A 19,717-nucleotide genomic window follows, 5' to 3' on the forward strand; every position below is an offset into this window, starting at 1 on the left:
CCGGTAACTTCTGTTGCCGGAGTACTCTGCGTGTTGCGCCTGGTGAACAAGGCCCTGTCAATGTCAAAGGATATGTTATGAGTCTTGCCTCGTTAGCTGAAGTTCGTTGTGCCCATCCATTTGCCTTATTGGGCTGGCAAAAAGCCGACAAAGGCTGGTTGATTCGGGTGTATTTGCCTAAAGCGCGAGCTGTTGAAGTATTAAGCTTTGACGATAGCAGCTGGGGGCTGATGGACGAAGATAAATCTGTCCCGGGCGTTTTTACCTTGCAGCTGCCGCGTAAACGCAAAACTGAGCTGTATAAGCTGAAGGTAACCCAGGGGCAGTATCAATACGAATTGCTTGATCCTTATCAGTTTAAGGATGAAGCATTTTATGCGGTGCATTATGTGCATATGCGGCCGGAAAACCTGTACAGCCAGCTGGGGGCTCAGATCATCAGCCTGCAGCTTGGCAAAAAAACACACAAAGCTACCCGTTTTGCTGTGTATGCCCCCCACGCCAGTGCGGTGAGTTTAATCGGCGATATGAATGACTGGGATGGGCGTTGCCATCCGATGGAACGCACCCAGTGTGGTCATTGGGTGTTGGTGTTACCACAGGTGGGAGAAGGGGTCCGCTACAAATACGAAATTAAAGATGCCAGCGGCCATTTGTTACCGCACAAAGCTGATCCTTTAGCTTTTGCCGCCGAGCAGTATCCGTCGCATGCGTCGCTGGTGTTTGATCACAGTAAATATCAGTGGCAGGACAGTGACTGGTTACAGCGTGAGCATCTGCCTTATCAAAGCCCGATGAGTATTTATGAAGTGCATCTGGGCTCCTGGCGCACCCATGCCGACGGCTCGCCACTGACTTATCCTGAACTGGCCACAAGCCTCATCCCTTATGTCAAAGATTTGGGGTACACCCATATTGAGCTGCTGCCGGTGATGGAACACCCGTATTCAGGCTCCTGGGGTTATCAGCCGCTCGGGCTTTTTGCTGCGACTTCACGTTTTGGCACCCCGGATCAATTTAAAGCTTTTGTCGACGCCTGCCATCAGGCCGGTATTGGCGTGATTTTAGACTGGGTGCCGGCGCATTTTCCGGAAGATGGCCATGGTCTAGCCCGCTTTGATGGTGGTCATTTGTATGAATACGCCGATCCGCGCCGCGGCTGGCATCCGGACTGGAACTCCTGCATTTACGATTACGGCAAAGATTATGTCAGGCAATTTTTAGTGGCGAGCGCCCTGTATTGGCTGGATCATTTCCATATCGACGGTTTGCGCGTAGATGCTGTTGCTTCCATGCTTTATTTGGATTATTCGCGCGAACACGGTGAGTGGATCCCGAATGTCGATGGTGGCAATCACAATTACGAAGCCATCAGCCTGTTAAAGTGGCTGAATCAGGAAGTGTATGCCCAGTTCCCGAAGGCTATCACAATTGCCGAAGAGTCCACTTCTTTTCATGGTGTGAGCCGGCCTGTTGACCTTGGTGGTCTTGGTTTTGGTTTTAAATGGAATATGGGCTGGATGAACGACAGCCTGAGGTATATCAGTAAAGACCCCGCTTACCGCAAGTTTCACCATAACGATCTGACTTTTTCCATGGTGTACGCCTTTAGCGAAAACTTTATTCTGCCGCTGTCACACGACGAAGTGGTGCATGGCAAAGGCAGTATTCTGAATAAAATGCCGGGGGATGAGTGGCAACAAGCCGCCAACTTACGTGCTTATTACGCTTTTATGTTTGCCCATCCGGGCAAAAAACTAAATTTTATGGGCAATGAGTTTGGTCAGGGCACTGAGTGGAATCACAATCAGGCCTTACCCTGGTTCCTGCTGGATTTTGAAAAACACCGTGGGGTACAGCAGCTGGTGCGGGATCTGAACTATACCTACCGCCGCTGTGCACCTTTGCATCAGCTCGACCATGAACCGGCCGGTTTTGCCTGGATAGAACATCAGGATGCCGACCACAGTACCTTGTCGTTTAAACGTTACAGCAAGGCAGGTGAAGTGTTGTATGTGGTGTGTAACTATACGCCTGTGCCAAGGCCAGCATATTTGCTGGATGTGGAGCAGCATGGTGATTATGAGGTGATCCTCAATTCCGACAGCAGCTATTATTGGGGCAGCAATTATCCGGTGGGCAGTCATTTGTCGGCCAGCCAGGGTGTGTATAGTCCGGGCTGGCAGTTACAGCTGGATTTACCGCCGTTATCCACCTTATATCTACGCAGGCGGTTAAGCTGATGAGCAGCGATTACCGGCCAGAGCCCGGCACTGTGCGCACCATGTTGGCAAAACGCAGCGAATTTGTTTGTGCTGTGGGCACACCTGCGCCACTGGGGCCAAGCCGGCAGGGCAACGATGACTGGAATTTTGCTGTTTTTGCCCCAGATGCCACAGCGCTGACGTTATGTTTGTATTGTGCTGATACCGAAGAGCCTTTGGCGGAATTGCCTTTTACCGCCCGTACCGGCGATATCTGGCATTTGGCTGTCTCAGGCCTTGCTACTGGCACTTTATATGGCCTGAAAGCCGCAGGCCCCATGCTGGTGGAACAGGGGCTTTGTTTTGATGCCGAGCGGTTATTAATAGACCCTTATGCCCGTCAGCTGAACCGGGCTTTGGTGTTTAATGACCGGCTCTATCAGGGGCGCAGTCATTATATGCTGGCCAAAGCCGTGCTTGGTCAGGTGGATTTTGACTGGCAAGGTGTAGCGAAGCCGCAAATCCCGCGCGAAAAAACCATTGTGTATGAAGCCCATGTCAAAGGCATGACTGCGTTGCATCCCGATGTGCCTGAAGAGCTGCGTGGCACCTATTTGGGCATGTGTCATCCGGCCGTGATGGCGCATTTAACTGAGCTTGGTATTACGTCGGTGCAGCTGTTGCCGGTGGCAGCTTTTATGAGTGAGCCCAGACTGGAAAAGCTGAAACTCAGCAATTATTGGGGTTATAACCCGATTAACTTTTTTGCGCCCGATCCCCGTTATCAGCTGGAAGATGCGGTGACTGAGTTTAAAACGCTGGTGCGCACTTATCATCAGCATGGCATTGAGGTGATCCTTGATGTGGTGTTTAACCACAGTGCCGAAGCTGAAGGTTACAGCTTAAGCTTCCGTGGTCTTGCCAATCGTCATTATTATCTGTTTGAAAGTCATGCCGATATTACCGACTACCAGCAATACGCCAATTACAGCGGCTGTGGCAATACACTGAACATTGCCAATCCGGCCACCCAAAAACTGGTGCTGGACGCCATGCGTTATTGGTTAACCGAGATGCAGGTGGATGGCTTTCGTTTTGATTTGGCCGTCACGCTGGCACGCGAGCATAAAAGATTTAACCCTTATGCCGCCTTTTTACAAATAGTGGCGCAGGATCCGGTATTGTCGCAGGCCAAACTGATTGCCGAACCCTGGGATGTTGGGCCTTATGGTTATCAGCTTGGACAATTTCCGGCCTTATGGTCTGAGCTGAACGATAAATTCCGTGACTCAGTACGTAGTTTCTGGCGCGGTGACAGCGGCACTCTGGCTGAATTTGCCACCAGGCTGCTCGGTTCACGCGATATTTTTCAGAAACATCACAGACCTGCCTGCTGCTCGGTGAACTATATCAGCTACCACGATGGTTTTACGCTGCAGGATTTAGTCAGTTATCAGCACAAACACAACTGGCTGAACGGCGAGCAAAACCGTGACGGACACGACCATAACCTGAGTGTAAATTATGGCGTGGAAGGCCCTACCAGTAATGCCGAAGTACTGGCCAAACGTTTTTTACATAAACGTAATCTGGTGGCGAGTTTGCTATTTAGTCAGGGCATGGTGCACTGGTTGGGTGGGGATGAGCTCAGCCACAGTCAGCAAGGCAATAACAATGCTTATTGTCAGGACAACGACATCAGCTGGCTGAACTGGCAGCTGGATTATCATGCCACGCAGTTTTTAAGTTTTGTCAAACAGATGATTGCCCTTCGCAAGCAGTACAGTTGCCTGCAGCAATTGTCCTTGCTGGATGATCATTATCAGCTGCATGGCGATAAGCATCAGATCGACTGGTATATGAGCGATGGCCGGTTAAAAACCGAAAGCGACTGGTACGACAGCAGTGTAAGTTACTGTGTTTTTATTATCCGAAATACCAGTACAGCGCATCAGCTGCTTATTTGCATCAACGCCGGCGCCACCGCCATTGAGGTGACGCTGCCTTCTGCACAGTGGCACTGTGTGCTTGACACCGCTTTTGAGCAGGGGCTGAGCTCCTTATTAACTCAGGGTGCCAGCAGCTATCTGCAGCAGGGTAGTTCGCTGTCGATTTGGCTGGAGCAAGGTTGTTATTAGCCGGGCATGATGGCCGCTACAGTACAACTGCAATGGTCTGAACAGCATAATCTTTTTCCCTTTTCGCTGCTTCGTGGGCGGATTTTCCAGTATAATCGCCGGCATTTTGCAGTGCCGGCAGTTCGGAGAATGCTTTGATGACAGATACAACAGTACAGTGTGACATTGGTTTTGTAGGCGCGGGTGTGATGGGAAAAAACCTCATCCTGAATCTGGCCGATCATGGCTACCGTGTTGCCGCTTTTGACCTCGACCATAAAAAACTTGAATCTGTGATCCAGCAAGATGTGCAGGAAACCAATGGCCGTGGTGGCCGTGTAGTGGCCTGCAGTTCGTACACTGAGTTATTGGCCAGGTTAAGCCGTCCGCACCTGATTATTTTGTCGGTGCCGGCAGGTAAACCTGTTGATGATGTGTGTTCTAAGCTCATAGACGCCGGCATTCAGGCCGACGACATTATTGTTGATACCGGCAATAGCCTGTGGACAGACACAGTGCGGCGCGAAAAATGTTACGAAGGTAAGTTTATTTTCTTCAGTACTGCAGTGTCCGGTGGTGAAGTGGGCGCCCGTTTTGGCCCTTCATTAATGCCAAGTGGCGACCCATATGCCTGGACCCGGATTGAACCTGTCTGGCGTGCTATTGCTGCAAAAGTTGACCCGGCAACAGGTCGTCCTATTGAACGTTTTGAACCAGGTAATCCGGTGACTGAAGGCGAGCCATGTGCCACTTATATCGGCGCTGGCGGCTCTGGCCATTATGTCAAAATGGTGCACAACGGCATTGAATATGCCGATATGCAGCTGATTTGTGAAGTGTATCAGGTGATGCGCGATGCCCTTGGCATGACAGCACAGGAAGTTGCCGCTGTATTTAAAGAGTGGAATCAGGGCATTCTGAACAGTTATCTGATGGAAATCAGTGCTGAAGTACTGGCCACCAAAGATTCTGAAACCGGCTTACCGCTGGTAGATGTGATTCTGGATAAAGCAGGCCAGAAGGGCACAGGTTTATGGACAGCGGTCAGCAGCCTGGAGCTGGGTTGTCCGGCACCTACTATTGCCGAAGCTGTGTACGCCCGTTCAATTTCAACGTTAAAAGAGCAGCGTGTTGCCGCGTCCACTTTGCTGGCAGGCCCGGTGCAGGATAAACCGACCGAAGCGAAAAGGGCACAGGTCATTTCTCAGCTGCACGACGCTTTATACTGCGCCAAAATTTGTGTCTATGCGCAGGGTTTTGACTTAATGAAAACTGCTGGTCTTGAACACGGCTGGCAGCTGAATTTTGCCGAGATTGCCAAGATCTGGCGCGCCGGCTGTATTATCCGTGCGGTATTTTTGCAGTCTATTACCGATGCTTATGAACGTAACGACGAGCTGGCCAATCTCTTGGTGGACCCGTTTTTTGCCAAACAGATTTCGGTATATCAGATGAACTGGCGCCGTGCTGTCGCCGATGCCACTTTGCTGGGAGTGCCGGTGGCGGCATTAAGTTCGGCGCTCAGTTATTACGACTCTTACCGCACAGCGGTATTACCGGCCAATTTGTTACAGGGGCAACGCGATTATTTTGGTGCTCACACCTTTGAACGCACCGATAAGAGCAAAGGTAAGTTTTTCCATGTTGACTGGAGCGCAGCCGGTCGTCCTATGGTCAAAGTAAAATAAAGCGGTGTTTTGCAACGTAACGGAGGCTCGATGAAGCTGACAGAAGCGCAGTGGCGTGAACGCCTCAGTGACGAGCAATTTTATGTAACCCGACAAAAAGGCACAGAATATCCTTATAGCGGTGCGTTGTTACATAACGAAAAAACCGGTCTTTATCATTGTGTTTGTTGCCATGCTGAGTTGTTTGACTCAGCTGCCAAGTTTGATTCCGGCTGTGGCTGGCCGTCATTTAGCCGTGCTTTGCCGGGCAAAGTGCGTTATCAACCCGATAACAGTCATGGCATGCAGCGTACTGAAATTTTGTGTGCAGCCTGTGATGCGCACCTGGGGCATGTGTTTGATGATGGCCCTTTACCTGAAGGGCAAAGATACTGCGTTAATTCGGTGTCGTTAAGTTTTGTCGACAGCAATAAAAAAGAATCTTAAGGTTTTGCCAGTACAGTTCCGGATAGATGTTGTGCCGCCCGGTTGTTTCAGGCGAAGTTGTAATGGCAGCATAGGGCTTTGAGACTGTCATTACTGCAAAAGTCCGGCAATAGTGTTGCAAACACAAGTGATGCAAAATAAAAAACCGCTGAATAATTTTCAGCGGTTTTTTTGTCAGCACACTTTCAGGTGTAAAAGCTGCTTTAAAAGTCCGGCCGGCTTTTGGAGCTGCCAGACTGTAAATTCAGAATGCAGGTACCTTAAACCGACCTTGCTGGATACTGTCAATAGTGGCATCAGCAATATCTTCAATACTGTCTGTTTCAATTTTCTGTTGAGCTAATTCTGCTTTAATATTTTTAAATTCAATACGTTGCACACCGGCATTTTCTGCCAATAAAGCCCAGTGATAAGACTGGGGAAATTTTTTCTGTTTGTAATAAATGGTGGTCAGGGCTGTGTATATTTCCGGATCCACTTCGGCATCTGCCGGATATAAACTCAGCGCATGATGCAGAATATCAATGGTTTTTTGTGGGTTGCGCTTCATGTAATAACTGGCAAGAGCTATTTGCAGCTCTGGGGTTTCCAGTTCTTTTTTCTGTTCAGCCTGTAAAAACTTGGCCAGATGAGATTCGCTCTGATTGCGCGACCAATGGTAATGCAACAGGTTTGGATCCAAAGAGCTGACAGTTTCATCATTTAGTCTTTTAATTTCTTTCAGGCTGGTCAGGTAACCATTCACCCTGGTGGTCTTTTTCTCTTTGAGCTTAATATGTTCAATGCCGGAAGCGAGTTCGATACATTTGGAGTATTTTTCAAAATCAATCAACAGCTTGTATTTGTTTTTATCCGACGGCATTTTTTGCTCGTCATAGCGCCCCATAATGACGTGACGCCTCTCCAGCTTACAGTGGGAGTCGTCGTTTAAGTCGCTGCAAATTCCCGGTTTTTCTTCACAAACCTGATTTACAGTTAATTCTTGTTCACCGCAGGCGACCAGGCTGAGCAGTAAAGGGCTTAACAACCAAAATTTCATAGGCATCTCCACAAAGGCGATTTTTATCATAACCAATAGCACCGAAAAAATCTTTTGTAATTGTTGTTGTAGTATTACCAATTCAATTACAATAAGCCGCCTCGCGTCAGGCAACCCTACACTCAACTGATTTAACTTACGAAGTAGAAGGCGACAGCATGACCTTATCTCACGAAGAACAGTATCAACGCAGCTGGCAGGAACGCCAGGAAATTGCTGAAAACATGCAGCCGATCATCGGCCGGTTATACCGTAACAAAGCTGTTGAACTGGTGGTTTATGGCAAACCATTGGTGAATGCGACCACTATCGATATCATTAAATCTCATAAAACGGTTGAGCGTTTTGAACAACAAAAACTGCGGTTGCGTGAGAGCTTCCCTGTGCTTGAAGCCATCAGCAAAATGAATCTGGCTCCGGGTCGTATCGACCTTGGCAAGCTGGCTTTTGCTTATCACTACAAAAATGCGGCTGAAGGTTTAACGCTGGAACAATATTTACAGCGCGAGCTGGAAGATTTATTAGATCACGACGACAACATCAAACCAACAGACGTAGTGCTGTATGGTTTTGGCCGGATTGGTCGTTTACTGGCCCGTCTGATGATTGAACGTGCTGGTCCAAGCGCCAAATTGCGTCTGCGTGCCATTGTGGTGCGTGGCGGTCGTAAAGGTGATTTGGAAAAACGTGCCAGTTTATTACGCCGCGATTCTATCCACGGCCCATTTAACGGCAGCATCACTGTGGATCAGGAAAACGGTGGTATCAAAGCCAATGGTACCTTTATCAAAGTGATTTATGCCGACTCACCAGAGCAGGTGGATTACAACGCTTATGACATTCATGATGCCTTAGTAGTTGATAACACAGGTATTTGGAAAGATGACGAGGAGTTGTCAATTCACTTTAAAGCCAAAGGCGCCGCCAAAGTGTTGTTAACTGCGCCGGCCAAAGGCAATGTGAAAAACGTGGTGTATGGTGTAAACCATAAAATGATCAGCAAAGACGATAAAATTGTTTCTGCTGCCAGCTGCACCACCAATGCCATTACGCCGGTGTTAAAAGCGTTAAATGACGAATATGGCATTCGTAATGGTCACGTTGAAACAGTGCACTCTTACACCAACGATCAAAACCTGATTGATAACTATCACAAAGCTGAACGTCGTGGCCGTGCTGCACCATTGAACATGGTCATCACTTCGACTGGCGCAGCTTCTGCAGTTGCCAAAGCTTTACCTGAATTAAAAGGCAAGCTGACCGGCAATGCGATTCGGGTACCAACGCCAAACGTGTCTATGGCTATTTTGTCGTTAAACCTGAATAAAGAAACCAACCGCGACGAGCTGAATGCTTATCTGCAAAAAGTGTCGTTATTCTCTGAGCTGCAGGATCAAATCGATTACACCAGCTCAACTGAGATCGTATCGAGCGACTTAGTCGGCTCACGTTATGCCGGTGTGGTGGATTCTCAGGCCACTATCGTCGATGGCGACCGCTGTGTGTTGTACGTGTGGTATGACAACGAGTTTGGTTACAGCACTCAGGTGATCCGCGTGATGAACGAAATGGCAGGTATTTCTTACCCTACGCTGCCACTGGCTCGTTAATCACATGACCTTTTGAATAAAGCCGCCTTGTGCGGCTTTATTATTCGCGGCAAATGATGTCGGTGACCGCCAGCGATAAAATGGGCCGCACTGCCGCAGGATGGTGATTTACACCGGCACCATATGCCTGGCTTTGCTGGACGCACCAGTGCCATCTGCTGGCGAAGTCGCATTTTCAGCGCAGCCAGACTGTGTTAACCTCAGCACCTTTTTTACATTGACGGAACCTTCACTTATGAAAATTACCAGTAATTTTGACAGCGGTAATATCGAAGTCATTCAGGCCGACAGCGTTGATAATATTCAGCTGGCCATTCGCAAAGACCATAACTCAGATTTTTACCAGTGGTTCCACTTCCGCTTGCATTCAGAAAGTTTTGAGCCTCATACCATCAGGATTACCAACGCCGGTTCTTCTGCTTATCCTGGTGGCTGGGCTGACTATCAGGCCGTTGCTTCCTATGATCGCGAAACCTGGTTCCGTGTACCTACTGAATATGACGGCAAAGAGCTGACCATTCATCATTACCCTGAAGCTGAGTCCGTGTATTTTGCTTATTTTGCGCCGTACAGCTACGAGCGTCATATGGACTTATTAAGCCAGGCGCAGGCAAGCGGTATGTGTCAGCTGGTGGATTTGGGTAATACCCTGGATAACCGTGATATGAGTTTGCTGGTGGTGGGTGAGCCGGCTGAAGGCAAAAAGAAAATCTGGATCACGGCGCGTCAGCACCCGGGCGAAACCATGGCGGAATGGTTTATTGAAGGTTTATTAGACCGTTTATTAGATGAAGATGACGGCGTGGCGCGTGAACTGCTGCAAAAAGCCGTATTTTATGTAGTACCGAATATGAACCCAGACGGCAGTGTGCGGGGTCATTTACGCACCAACGCGGCCGGCGTGAACCTGAACCGTGAATGGCAAACGCCAAGCATGGAAAAAAGCCCGGAAGTGTATCTGGTGCGCCGGAAGATGCTGGAACTGGGCGTTGACATGTTCCTGGATATCCATGGTGATGAGAACCTGCCATACAACTTTGTCGCCGGTGCCGAAGGTGTACCATCCTACAACAGCAAAATGGCCGAGCTGGAAACCGCATTTAAACAAGCTTTGTTAATGACAACTCCAGAGTTCCAGACCAAATTCGGTTATGAACTGGATGCACCTGGTCAGGCCAATCTGACCATTGCTTCAACCTGGGTTGCCGAGCAGTTTAAGTGTCTGGCCTACACTTTTGAAATGCCGTTTAAAGACAACGCTAATCTGCCGGACGAGCAATTTGGCTGGTCTGATGTACGTTCAATGAAACTGGGTCAGGATACCCTGATTGCAGTGCGCGCTGTGGTTGACCAGTTATAAAGTCAAAACCATATTGAGCTTTATAAAATGGCACCTTCAAGGTGCCATTTTTTATCGGCCAGAGCGTAAAACAAGCTGTGGCTATGGTTTGCAACAGCAGTCATTTGCTTTATAGTGCGCTGTCAAAAGAGGTGATGTATATGGCGATTATTGCTTGTCCTTATTGTGATAAACGAGTTTCAGATAAAGCTGCCAGCTGTAACCATTGCGGCAACAACCTGTCGGAAATTTCAGTTGAAACCCTTAAACGTATGCAGCGGGACAATCGTCTGGCCAAAGGACAACAGCTGAACAATCATGCCATGCTGGCATTGGTGCTGTTTCTGGGAAGTTTCACCTGGTTCTATTATCAATCACCCGAGCCGGATTCGTGGCAGCAAAAAGCACTGTACGCCGCTATGGTGGTGGGTTGTGTCTGGTACCTTGTGACCAAAGTCCGCATTGTGATGTACAAGAGAAAATAAGATGGATTTCAACGCCTTGGTTGCAGCTATGTCTGCTGAAACCTACCAGAATCTGGTGGAATGTGTAGCTACAAAACGCTGGGCTGATGGTACTGTGATGAGCGACGCCCAACATGCACACAGTATGCAACTGGTGATGGCTTATCAGGCCAAAGTACTGCGCTCAGACGAACCCTTTACCGTGGGTGCTGACGGTCAGATGGTGGTCAAATCCAAATCCGAAATGAAAAAACAATTCGCCGGAGCCGCCGCACCGGCGCCTGCAACTATGGATGCTATTGCAAGGTTTTCGCACGATGATCTTTAAACGTTGGTTTAAGCCAAAATGGCAGCACGAAAATGCTGCAATCCGTCAGTTGGCAATTGCCGAACTTGATCAAAAAACACCGGCGCAGAAAGAAATCCTGCACGAGCTCGCTTTTAATGATGGCGCCGAGGCTGTGCGCCGCACTGCGCTTGAGCGCTTAAACGAGTTTTCGTTATGGTGGCAAGCCAGCAAACATGAACCAGCGGAGCGGTTGAAACATTTTGCCGAACAACAGCTGGTGCAAATGCTGTTGGAAAATAAAGTATCGCCGCATTTAAAGGCGCAGTTTATTGCCGAATGTAATCGCAGCAGTATCCTGGAAAAACTGGCGCAAACAGAGCAGGATGCTGAGCTGAAATTCAGTCTGCTGCAACGTCTGGCGCGTCAGGATTTATTTCAGCAGGCAGTACTCGATAACAGCCTGAGCCTCGCGCATCGCCAGCAATTGCTGACCCAGCTTGACGATGACAAAACCCTGGAAAAATTAAGCCGCAGTTTAACCGGTGAGTTACGTCAGTTTGCTGACCAGCTGTTAGCCGCACACGCCGAACAAAAACAAAAACCGGAACGCATCCGCAAACAAGTGGTGTTGCTGCTGGCCAAACTCAATGCAGTGCGGGAAAAAACGGACCTTGCTGAACTGCAACAAAAGTATCAGGCCTATCAGCAGGAATGGCAGCAACTATCGTCAGAGCTTGATTGCCTGCCAGATGCCGCAGATTTTATTGAAAAATATAACAAAGTGGTCAGCCTGACCGAACGCTCGCTGGCCCCTAAGCTGGCGGAATTTGCCAAAGCCCAGCAGCAGCTGGCGGCGCAATTAGCTGCACAACAGCGTTTTGAGCAGTTGCAGCAAGAAGTTACAGTGCTGGAGCAGGCGCTTGCCACTGCGCTTGGTGAGGCTGAACTGACGCTGGCTGCGGGATATCAGCAGCAACTGGAGCAATTGGCTGCCAGAGTTCAGGCTGCAGAATTGCCTGCTTCTGCCCAAACACAGCTGAATCAGCAACTGCAGCATATAGCAAGGCAGCTGGAGCAATTACCAGCGCTGGCCGAAGCTATGGCGCAGGCCGCCCGCTTATTGGCCGAAGCCGCCACCTGGACCTTGCCACAACAGGGTGATGACGTGGATGCCGCCTATCAGGCCTTCAAACAATGGCAACAGCAGTGGCAACGTCATTATAAAGTGCTGAAACAGCTGATGCCGGAAAGTTTCAGCAGCAGTTATCAGCAGCTGGTGCAGCAGTGGCGTGAACACTGCGAACCACTGCTCGCGCAGCAGGATAAAACATTACGCTTGTTAAAAAGCAAAATGGCCGAATTTAAACGCCTGCATCAGGCCGGCAAATTTAATGTGTTGTTTGGTCTTTTTAAGGGCATCAGCGCTGATTATCAGCAGCTGGGTGCTGTACAGCAGCAAAGCATGCAAAAAGACTATCAGCAGCTGGAAGCGCAGGTGCAGGATCTGGCCGATTTACAGGCTTATATCGCCACACCGCGCAAACAACAGCTGGTTGAAACTATGCAGCAGCTGGCTGTCGCCACTGATATCACACCAACCGAACGAGCCTCGGCAGTGAAAAACGCCAGAGCACAGTGGAATACTCTGGGCCGTGCTGATGCAGAGTTAGAGGCTCAGTTAAATGACGCATTTAACAGCGCCTGTGAGCTCGCTTTTGCGCCTTGCCGCGACTATTTTGCCAAACTGGATGCCGAACGCGCACAAAGTGCCGAGCGTAAAACGCAGCTGCTGGCAAAGATGCAGGAAGCTGTGGGGCAGAATGTCAGCGGAAAAACGCTGGATAGCCTGATCACTCAATTCAGTAAAGACTGGCAGCAAAGTGGTGTGGTGGAAAAAGAGCTGTATGTAAAGTTGCAACCGCAGTTCCAGCAGTTACTCAGCAGCCTGAAGCAGCAACAAAAAGCTCAGCAACAGCAAAATGCTGAGCATAAAGCTGCGTTGGTTCGTGCTGCAGAAGAGTTGGCCAGCAACCCTGATGAACAGGCCGGCAGCGAGCTTAAAATTCTGCAGCAACAGTGGAAGTTATTAGGTTATGCCGGTAAAACGCAGGACCAGCAATTGTGGCAACAATTCAGAGCCGCATGTGATAGCTGGTTTGAAAGTCGCACCGCAGCTAAACAGGCACAGCAACAACAGTTGAATGCCGAGCGCGACGCTCAGGCGCAAGTGCTGGCCGCTCTCAGCGAAGCAGTTGAAACTGCCAAGGATGAAAAATCCATTCAGCAACAGTTACAGCAGCTGGCGCAATTTAAAGCAGTAGACGAGACACAAGCGGGTGCTGTCAAAAACTTAAAACAGCAGTTACAGCAACGTTTGGCCGATTTACAACAAAACGCTGAGCTTGACAGTTATCGTCAGTTATTTGCTGCACTTGACAAAGAGCAGCCTGAACTTGCTGATTTTCCGCCGATTTATCGGTTGGTATTTAATCAGCAACAGGAAAAACAATTGTCGCGTGCTGACTTAACACTGGCGCTGGAATGGCTGGCTAAAGTCTATTCCCCCTCAGAATTGCAGGCACGGCGTCAGCAGGTACAAATGCAGCTACTTAGTGACAAACACAACAGTGGTGAAGCAGTGACCCAACCTCAGTTATTGTCGCGCTGGCTGCAATATGGCGCTGTAACTCAGGCGGAAAAACCTTTGTTAGCCAGGGTTAAAGCGATTTATCTGCCACAGTGATACAAGCGCAGAGATGAAAGTCGTAATAACGGCATCGGTATAAAAAAAGCCCTGAACATGCTCAGGGCTTTTTTATGTCTGGTCAAAATAGCCACGTTATGGGCTGGCTGCGATTTGTTGCTGCATGCGCCCTTATTCAAACCGGAGTTTCGCCGGCAGGTGGCTACAGCTTGTTTTAGCCTGAGGTCAGCTCGCCTCTTAAACTGGTTTGCATCTGAGCGCGGATTTGCTCGGCGTTTAGTGGCTGACTGAGCAAATAATGTAGTTTGGTGAGGGTGGCTTCTAGCGTCATATCATAACCGCTGATCACCCCGGATAAACGCAGTGCATTGCCGGTGGCGTAACCCCCCATATTTACTTTTCCTTTAAAACACTGGGTGCAGTTGACAATAATAGTGCCGCGCTCTGAGGCTTCTTTGAGGGTGTTCAGCAGCGCAGGATCCTGAGGCGCATTGCCGACACCATAAGATTTGATGATCAGAGCCCGTACCGGTGCAGCCGCCATATTTTTAATCACATCCACGCTGATGCCGGGGTATAGCGTCACGACGCTGATAGGCTGCGGGGTAATTTGTGCCACTTTAAGCGGCGCGGCTGGTGCTGAGCTTGCCAGCTGACCAGCCAGCATTTCGATATGAATACCGGCCTGCAGCAGAGCCGGAAAGTTCGGCGAAGCAAAAGCATTAAAACCATCCGCATCTGCTTTGGTGGCTCTGTTGCCGCGAAACAGCTGGTTATTAAAATACAAAGCCACTTCAGCAATAGGGTAATAAGCGGCCAGATATAACGAATTGAGCAAATTTACCTGACCGTCTGAGCGCAGCTGCGCCAGCGGGATTTGCGAGCCGGTGATAATCACAGGTTTGGTCAGGTTTTCCAGCATAAAAGACAAAGCCGACGCTGTGTAGGCCATAGTGTCTGTGCCGTGTAACACCACAAAACCATCGTAATCGTCATAATGGGCGCGGATATCTTCAGCGATATGTAACCAATGGGCCGGTGTCATATCCGAGGAGTCAATCACCGGATGATATTCATGAATATCAAACTGTGGCATCTCGGGGCGGTAAAATTCCGGCATGGCTTTGACAGTGTCTGACAAAAATCCGGGGACCGGAATATAACCGTTGGCTGATTTTTGCATACCAATGGTACCGCCGGTGTAAGCAACATAAATTCGTTTTTGTGACATAAGGGCAGGGCTCTGGTTTTTTTCGCTAGTGTAAACTTTTACTGCAGTGCTGTCAGTCTGGTCAGTGCTGCAGATTATTTTGTGGTGGCGGTCCGGTATTTTGATGCACAATAACGGCGGCTATTGGTGAAAAGCTGAGCAAACAGACAGTTTCATGAAAAAAACCACTTTACAACTTTTGTCAGACTTTCTATCATGCCGTCCATCGCGGAGAGATGGCAGAGTGGTTTAATGCACCGGTCTTGAAAACCGGCGAGGGTTAGTAGCCCTTCAAGAGTTCGAATCTCTTTCTCTCCGCCACTTCTTCTAAACCACCTGACAGGTGGTTTTTTTGTTTTTGCGCCTGCCATTTTTATTGCCGCCACGCTCTGCGCTGACCTCTGAAAGCCCCTGTTTTTACCGTAGCAAATTCAGTTGCGCTCAGCTATGCTAGCGAACATTAACACCCTCATTTGGGTCAGGTTTTTATTCTGCGGAGCCACAATTGATTAACGTGTTGTTGGTTGATGATCATGAACTGGTCAGAACCGGGATCAGCCGGATCCTGAATGATGAGCGTGGCATCAAGGTGGTGGCACAAGCCAGCTCGGGTGAACAGGCAATAAGCTACTGCCGCAATGAATCAGCTGATGTGATCACCCCCGATGTTGTGCTGATGGATATGAATATGCCCGGCATCGGTGGTATGGCGGCCACTAAACGTATTTTGCATTATTGTCCTGATATCAAAGTGCTGGCGCTGTCGGTTTCTTTTGAAGAGCCGGTGCCCACCAAAGTGATGCAAATGGGCGCTGCCGGTTTTATTTCTAAAAATGCGGCGCCTAAAGAAATGATTGAAGCCATTCGCAAAGTGGCGGCGGGGCAAAGGTATATTTCTGATGAAGTGGCGCAAAAAATGGCACTGAGTAAAATACAGTCCAACAGTGCCAACCCTTTTGATGAGCTGTCTGAACGTGAGCTGCAAATTATGCTGATGATCACCAAAGGACAAAAGGTCAACGACATTGCTGAGCAGCTGAATGTCAGTGCCAAAACAGTGAATTCTTATCGTTACCGGATGTTTGAAAAACTGGCGATCAGCGGGGACGTGGAGCTGACCCACCTGGCGCTGCGTCACGGTATGATTGACATCGTCTGAGCCGCTGATTTTGCCGTCTTCCCAACCTATATTTGATGCCAAAGCATTTCTGGCAACTGTGCCGCAGTTGCCTGGCGTGTATCGTATGCTCAATGCCGACGAGACAGTGATTTACGTTGGCAAAGCCAAAGATCTAAAAAAACGCCTGTCGAGTTATTTTCGAACCAATGTGCCTGGTGTCAAAACCCGCGCGTTGGTCAGCCAGATTCAGCATGTGGAAATTATTGTTACCCACAGTGAAACCGAAGCGCTGATTTTAGAGAATAACCTCATCAAGCAGTTTATGCCCAAATACAATGTGCTGCTGCGTGACGATAAATCTTATCCTTATATTTTGCTGACCGATCATAAACATCCACGCTTAACGTCTCATCGTGGACCGCGTAAAGTGCCTGGTCAGTATTTTGGCCCTTATCCCAGTGCCGGTGCTGTCTGGGAAAGTTTAAAACTCTTGCAGAAAATCTTTCCGGTGCGCCAGTGTGAAGATGGTTTTTACCGTGCCCGCACCAGACCCTGTTTGCAATATCAGCTGAAACTCTGCTCTGCGCCTTGTGTCGGCAAAATTTCCGACAGCGCTTATGCCGAACAGGTGCGGTTAACCAAGTTGTTTTTATCCGGTAAAAATCAGCTGGTGATCGACGATTTAGTGCAGCTGATGGACCAGGCCAGTCAGAATCTGGAGTTTGAGCAGGCGGCTCAGCTCAGGGATCAAATTGCTGCACTGCGTACAGTGCAGGAGCAACAAAGTGTCAGTGGCGAACACAGCGAAATGGATGTGATTGGTTTTCACTATTCACATGGCTTGGCTGCAGTGCATGTACTTTTTGTGCGCGATCAGAAAATTCTTGGTAGCAAAACCTATCATCCCAAAGTGCCACATCAGACGGACCCGGGCGAAATTTTGCCGGCCTTTTTGCTGCAGTTTTATTTAAATAATATCAGTGGGCAGAAGGTGCCGCGTGAGGTGGTGCTTGGTGCTGAACTTGAAGATGTCGACGCCATCAGCGCTGCGATTAGTGCGCAGGTGGGGTATAAAGTCAGCCTGCTGGCAGCCAAACGTGGTGAAAAAGCCCGGTATTTAAGTCTGGCGGAAAAAAATGCCGAGACAGCCTGCAACAGTAAACTCAGTGTCAAAGAGCAAATGGCGGTGCGCTACCGTGAGCTCAAAGCTTTGTTGAAGCTTAGTGAACTCAAAAGGATGGAATGTTTTGATATCAGCCATACCATGGGGCAGCAAACCATCGCTTCTTGTGTGGTATTTAATGGCGAAGGGCCGGATAAAGGTGAATACCGCCGTTTTAATGTGGAAGGTATAACCCCGGGAGATGATTATGCCGCCATGTTGTTTGCGCTGAATAAAAGATACGGCAAGTTGCAGGATGAAAGCAGAGTGCCGGATTTAGTGTTGATTGACGGTGGTTTGGGCCAGTTAAATCAGGCCATCCACTTTTTCAGTGACTGGCATTTAGTAAAAAAACCGCTGCTGCTTGGGGTTGCCAAAGGCACCAGCCGTAAACCGGGTTTAGAGACCTTAATACTGGCCGGCACCGATAAAGAAATGAGTTTACCGCCGGATGCGCCGGCGCTGCATTTAATTCAGCAAATCCGCGATGAAGCCCACAGATACGCCATTACCGGCCACAGAGCCAAAAGGGGTAAAAAAATGGTGCAAAGTCCGCTGGAAAATATCGCCGGAATAGGTGAGAAACGCCGGCAAGCTTTGTTACAATATCTCGGTGGTTTACAGGGCGTGATGAAAGCGTCGGTACAGGAACTGGCAACAGTGCCTGGTATATCCAAAACGCAGGCCGAACTGATTTATCAGGCTTGTCATAATAAAAACTAAAGACGTATTTGAGATCCCATTGATGTGGAATATTCCTAATCTGCTGACTTTGTTTAGAATTTTCTTAATTCCGGTATTTGTGTTCTGCTTTTATTCCACTCATGAGCATGCCCGTTTTCTGGCCGCTTTTGTGTTCTGGCTGGCCGCTATTACAGACGCGCTGGATGGTTATCTGGCGCGTAAGTTACAACAGTCCACCGCCTTTGGTGCTTTTTTAGACCCTGTTGCCGATAAAGCTATGGTGGCAGCTGCTTTAGTGTTGATAGCTGTGGATATGCAAACCCTGTGGGTTACTATTCCGGCTTTTTTAATGATCAGCCGCGAAATTATTATCTCGGGTTTGCGGGAATGGATGGCTGGTGTTGGCCGCGGCGCCCAGGTGAAAGTGTCGGATATGGGCAAATGGAAAACTGCAGTACAGATGTTGGCGCTGATTGGTTTAATCTGGCAACCCATTGATTGGATCACGCAACTCGGCATGCTGTTATTGTATCTGGCCACCTTATTAACGGTCTGGTCTATGGTGGCTTATTTGCAGGCGGCGTGGCAGGATTTAAAGCAATAATCAACAACTTGCTGCTTTATTCAGCAGGAAAGTTAAAATTTGAGCAAACGATTTGCAATCTGCAAGTTTCTGGTTGACGGAATTATTAAACTCAGTAGAATGCGTCTCGTGTTGAGGCAATAGCCTTATCGGATGCGGGCATAGCTCAGTTGGTAGAGCGCTACCTTGCCAAGGTCGAGGTCACGAGTTCGAATCTCGTTGCCCGCTCCAAATCACAAAATGAAGACAGATGGCGGGTTGGCAGAGTGGCCATGCAGCGGATTGCAAATCCGTCCACCTCGGTTCGACTCCGGGACCCGCCTCCATTTAGTGAGCACAAAAGAAAGTTGTCTGCCCGGGTGGTGAAATCGGTAGACACAAGGGATTTAAAATCCCTCGCTCGAAAGGGCGTGCCGGTTCAAGTCCGGCCCCGGGCACCATTTACTGACCTGCATAGCAGAAGTAAAAGTGACAAATCAGAATTTGCGGGCATAGCTCAGTTGGTAGAGCGCTACCTTGCCAAGGTCGAGGTCACGAGTTCGAATCTCGTTGCCCGCTCCAAAATGGCTTTGTAAGACTGTTAAATACAACAAATCTTGCAAACAGAAATAAACAAAACGCCGCTTTTAGCGGCGTTTTGTTTTTGTGTCTGCAGCCGGATGGCCGCACAGACAACCAAGCTGTCTCATGGAATTGAGAACCGTCCTTCCCATGGAAAGGGCCAGCCTGTTTTGGACGACTTCAGCTTGTTCTGAGATTTTTATCATGCTTAATTTAATTGCCGATATTGTTGGTATGGCCGGTACTTGCCTGGTGGTAGGTGCGTTCTTTTTATTACAACTAAACAAAGCCAATCCCAAAGGTTTGTTATACAACCTGATGAATCTGTGTGGTGCGCTGTTTTTGTTATTTAGTTTGTGTATTAACTTTAACCTCGCCAGTTTTGTTATCGAAATTTTCTGGATAGCCGCTTCTTTGATTGGGCTTTACAGTTATATAAAAAATAATAAACAGCAGCCGCAATAAAGCTGTGTTACAACGTTCAGCCTTGTCGCACGCAGTAAATCCTTAATAAAAA

15 protein-coding genes and 5 tRNA genes are annotated in these 19,717 nt (G+C 48.8%); 18 read left to right on the forward strand and 2 right to left on the reverse strand.

Features of this window, described 5'->3' with window-relative positions; all coding sequences use genetic code 11:
• Nucleotides 1-77 precede the first annotated feature (77 nt).
• The 4 genes from glgB (at nt 78) to msrB (ending at nt 6,435) form a co-directional block, all read left to right on the forward strand.
• Nucleotides 78-2,243: a 1,4-alpha-glucan branching protein GlgB gene (gene glgB / locus N3Z11_RS13930; RefSeq protein WP_260657808.1), complete on the forward strand. Its 2,166-nt coding sequence runs from the start codon at nt 78-80 to the stop codon at nt 2,241-2,243.
• Nucleotides 2,243-4,342, forward strand: a complete 2,100-nt coding sequence (gene glgX / locus N3Z11_RS13935) for a glycogen debranching protein GlgX (RefSeq protein WP_260657809.1) — start codon at nt 2,243-2,245, stop codon at nt 4,340-4,342. Before glgB ends, glgX begins: the two co-directional genes overlap by 1 nt.
• Nucleotides 4,343-4,479: 137 nt before the next feature.
• Nucleotides 4,480-6,009: an NADP-dependent phosphogluconate dehydrogenase gene (gndA, locus tag N3Z11_RS13940; RefSeq protein ID WP_260657810.1), complete on the forward strand. Its 1,530-nt coding sequence runs from the start codon at nt 4,480-4,482 to the stop codon at nt 6,007-6,009.
• 30 nt (nt 6,010-6,039) lie between these two features.
• Entirely contained in the window at nt 6,040-6,435 is a 396-nt protein-coding gene (gene msrB / locus N3Z11_RS13945) for a peptide-methionine (R)-S-oxide reductase MsrB (RefSeq protein ID WP_260657811.1), read from the forward strand.
• A gap of 244 nt (nt 6,436-6,679) precedes the next feature.
• Here the strand turns inward: msrB and N3Z11_RS13950 are convergent, their stop codons facing one another.
• On the reverse strand, nt 6,680-7,474 hold the full coding sequence (locus tag N3Z11_RS13950; protein ID WP_260657812.1) for a DUF2989 domain-containing protein: 795 nt from the start codon (nt 7,472-7,474) through the stop codon (nt 6,680-6,682).
• Nucleotides 7,475-7,632: 158 nt separating this feature from the next.
• On the opposite strand from N3Z11_RS13950, the gene N3Z11_RS13955 reads away from it, so the two are divergent.
• From N3Z11_RS13955 to N3Z11_RS13975, 5 genes are all read left to right on the forward strand, one after another.
• Nucleotides 7,633-9,084 (forward strand): glyceraldehyde-3-phosphate dehydrogenase, encoded by a 1,452-nt coding sequence (locus tag N3Z11_RS13955; protein ID WP_260657813.1) that lies wholly within the window; start codon nt 7,633-7,635, stop codon nt 9,082-9,084.
• A gap of 235 nt (nt 9,085-9,319) precedes the next feature.
• Nucleotides 9,320-10,444 (forward strand): M14-type cytosolic carboxypeptidase, encoded by a 1,125-nt coding sequence (locus tag N3Z11_RS13960; RefSeq protein WP_260657814.1) that lies wholly within the window; start codon nt 9,320-9,322, stop codon nt 10,442-10,444.
• 140 nt (nt 10,445-10,584) lie between these two features.
• A complete protein-coding gene (locus N3Z11_RS13965) occupies nt 10,585-10,908 on the forward strand; it encodes a zinc ribbon domain-containing protein (protein ID WP_260657815.1) in 324 nt (107 codons plus the stop codon).
• A 1-nt stretch (nt 10,909) separates the two neighbouring features.
• The gene (locus N3Z11_RS13970; RefSeq protein ID WP_260657816.1) at nt 10,910-11,215 is read left to right on the forward strand and encodes a YeaC family protein; all 306 of its coding nucleotides are present in this window, start codon (nt 10,910-10,912) and stop codon (nt 11,213-11,215) included.
• Nucleotides 11,205-13,919 (forward strand): DUF349 domain-containing protein, encoded by a 2,715-nt coding sequence (locus tag N3Z11_RS13975; RefSeq protein ID WP_260657817.1) that lies wholly within the window; start codon nt 11,205-11,207, stop codon nt 13,917-13,919. The genes N3Z11_RS13970 and N3Z11_RS13975 overlap by 11 nt, the downstream gene beginning before the upstream one ends.
• 175 nt (nt 13,920-14,094) lie before the next feature.
• Here the strand turns inward: N3Z11_RS13975 and ansA are convergent, their stop codons facing one another.
• Nucleotides 14,095-15,111, reverse strand: a complete 1,017-nt coding sequence (ansA, locus tag N3Z11_RS13980; RefSeq protein WP_260657818.1) for an asparaginase — start codon at nt 15,109-15,111, stop codon at nt 14,095-14,097.
• Nucleotides 15,112-15,320: 209 nt separating this feature from the next.
• Here ansA and N3Z11_RS13985 point away from each other — a divergent pair.
• From N3Z11_RS13985 to N3Z11_RS14025, 9 genes are all read left to right on the forward strand, one after another.
• Nucleotides 15,321-15,411, forward strand: a tRNA-Ser gene (locus N3Z11_RS13985).
• Between the two features lie 184 nt (nt 15,412-15,595).
• Nucleotides 15,596-16,249: a UvrY/SirA/GacA family response regulator transcription factor gene (uvrY, locus tag N3Z11_RS13990; protein ID WP_260657819.1), complete on the forward strand. Its 654-nt coding sequence runs from the start codon at nt 15,596-15,598 to the stop codon at nt 16,247-16,249.
• 85 nt (nt 16,250-16,334) lie between these two features.
• Nucleotides 16,335-18,095, forward strand: a complete 1,761-nt coding sequence (gene uvrC / locus N3Z11_RS13995) for an excinuclease ABC subunit UvrC (RefSeq protein WP_409566872.1) — start codon at nt 16,335-16,337, stop codon at nt 18,093-18,095.
• A 22-nt stretch (nt 18,096-18,117) separates the two neighbouring features.
• A complete protein-coding gene (pgsA, locus tag N3Z11_RS14000; RefSeq protein WP_260657821.1) occupies nt 18,118-18,660 on the forward strand; it encodes a CDP-diacylglycerol--glycerol-3-phosphate 3-phosphatidyltransferase in 543 nt (180 codons plus the stop codon).
• Nucleotides 18,661-18,794: 134 nt separating this feature from the next.
• Nucleotides 18,795-18,870, forward strand: a tRNA-Gly gene (locus N3Z11_RS14005).
• Between the two features lie 21 nt (nt 18,871-18,891).
• A tRNA-Cys gene (locus tag N3Z11_RS14010) sits at nt 18,892-18,965 on the forward strand.
• A 27-nt stretch (nt 18,966-18,992) separates the two neighbouring features.
• Nucleotides 18,993-19,079 (forward strand) — tRNA-Leu (locus N3Z11_RS14015).
• A 45-nt stretch (nt 19,080-19,124) separates the two neighbouring features.
• Nucleotides 19,125-19,200 (forward strand) — tRNA-Gly (locus tag N3Z11_RS14020).
• 204 nt (nt 19,201-19,404) lie between these two features.
• Complete coding sequence (locus N3Z11_RS14025) at nt 19,405-19,665, forward strand: CBU_0592 family membrane protein (protein ID WP_260657822.1); 261 nt, start codon at nt 19,405-19,407, stop codon at nt 19,663-19,665.
• Nucleotides 19,666-19,717 lie beyond the last annotated feature (52 nt).

It is taken from the genome of Rheinheimera sp. 4Y26, from assembly GCF_025245835.1.
In the GTDB taxonomy this organism is placed as follows: domain Bacteria; phylum Pseudomonadota; class Gammaproteobacteria; order Enterobacterales; family Alteromonadaceae; genus Pararheinheimera.

What these genes read in the sequence shown, in the direction of transcription:
- glgB (WP_260657808.1), top strand. Translation starts at nt 78, where the DNA reads ATGAGTCTTGCCTCGTTAGCTGAAGTTCGTTGTGCCCATCCATTTGCC.
- glgX (WP_260657809.1), top strand. Translation starts at nt 2,243, where the DNA reads ATGAGCAGCGATTACCGGCCAGAGCCCGGCACTGTGCGCACCATGTTG.
- gndA (WP_260657810.1), top strand. Translation starts at nt 4,480, where the DNA reads ATGACAGATACAACAGTACAGTGTGACATTGGTTTTGTAGGCGCGGGT.
- msrB (WP_260657811.1), top strand. Translation starts at nt 6,040, where the DNA reads ATGAAGCTGACAGAAGCGCAGTGGCGTGAACGCCTCAGTGACGAGCAA.
- N3Z11_RS13950 (WP_260657812.1), bottom strand. Translation starts at nt 7,474, where the DNA reads ATGAAATTTTGGTTGTTAAGCCCTTTACTGCTCAGCCTGGTCGCCTGC.
- N3Z11_RS13955 (WP_260657813.1), top strand. Translation starts at nt 7,633, where the DNA reads ATGACCTTATCTCACGAAGAACAGTATCAACGCAGCTGGCAGGAACGC.
- N3Z11_RS13960 (WP_260657814.1), top strand. Translation starts at nt 9,320, where the DNA reads ATGAAAATTACCAGTAATTTTGACAGCGGTAATATCGAAGTCATTCAG.
- N3Z11_RS13965 (WP_260657815.1), top strand. Translation starts at nt 10,585, where the DNA reads ATGGCGATTATTGCTTGTCCTTATTGTGATAAACGAGTTTCAGATAAA.
- N3Z11_RS13970 (WP_260657816.1), top strand. Translation starts at nt 10,910, where the DNA reads ATGGATTTCAACGCCTTGGTTGCAGCTATGTCTGCTGAAACCTACCAG.
- N3Z11_RS13975 (WP_260657817.1), top strand. Translation starts at nt 11,205, where the DNA reads ATGATCTTTAAACGTTGGTTTAAGCCAAAATGGCAGCACGAAAATGCT.
- ansA (WP_260657818.1), bottom strand. Translation starts at nt 15,111, where the DNA reads ATGTCACAAAAACGAATTTATGTTGCTTACACCGGCGGTACCATTGGT.
- uvrC (WP_409566872.1), top strand. Translation starts at nt 16,335, where the DNA reads ATGCTCAATGCCGACGAGACAGTGATTTACGTTGGCAAAGCCAAAGAT.
- pgsA (WP_260657821.1), top strand. Translation starts at nt 18,118, where the DNA reads ATGTGGAATATTCCTAATCTGCTGACTTTGTTTAGAATTTTCTTAATT.
- N3Z11_RS14025 (WP_260657822.1), top strand. Translation starts at nt 19,405, where the DNA reads ATGCTTAATTTAATTGCCGATATTGTTGGTATGGCCGGTACTTGCCTG.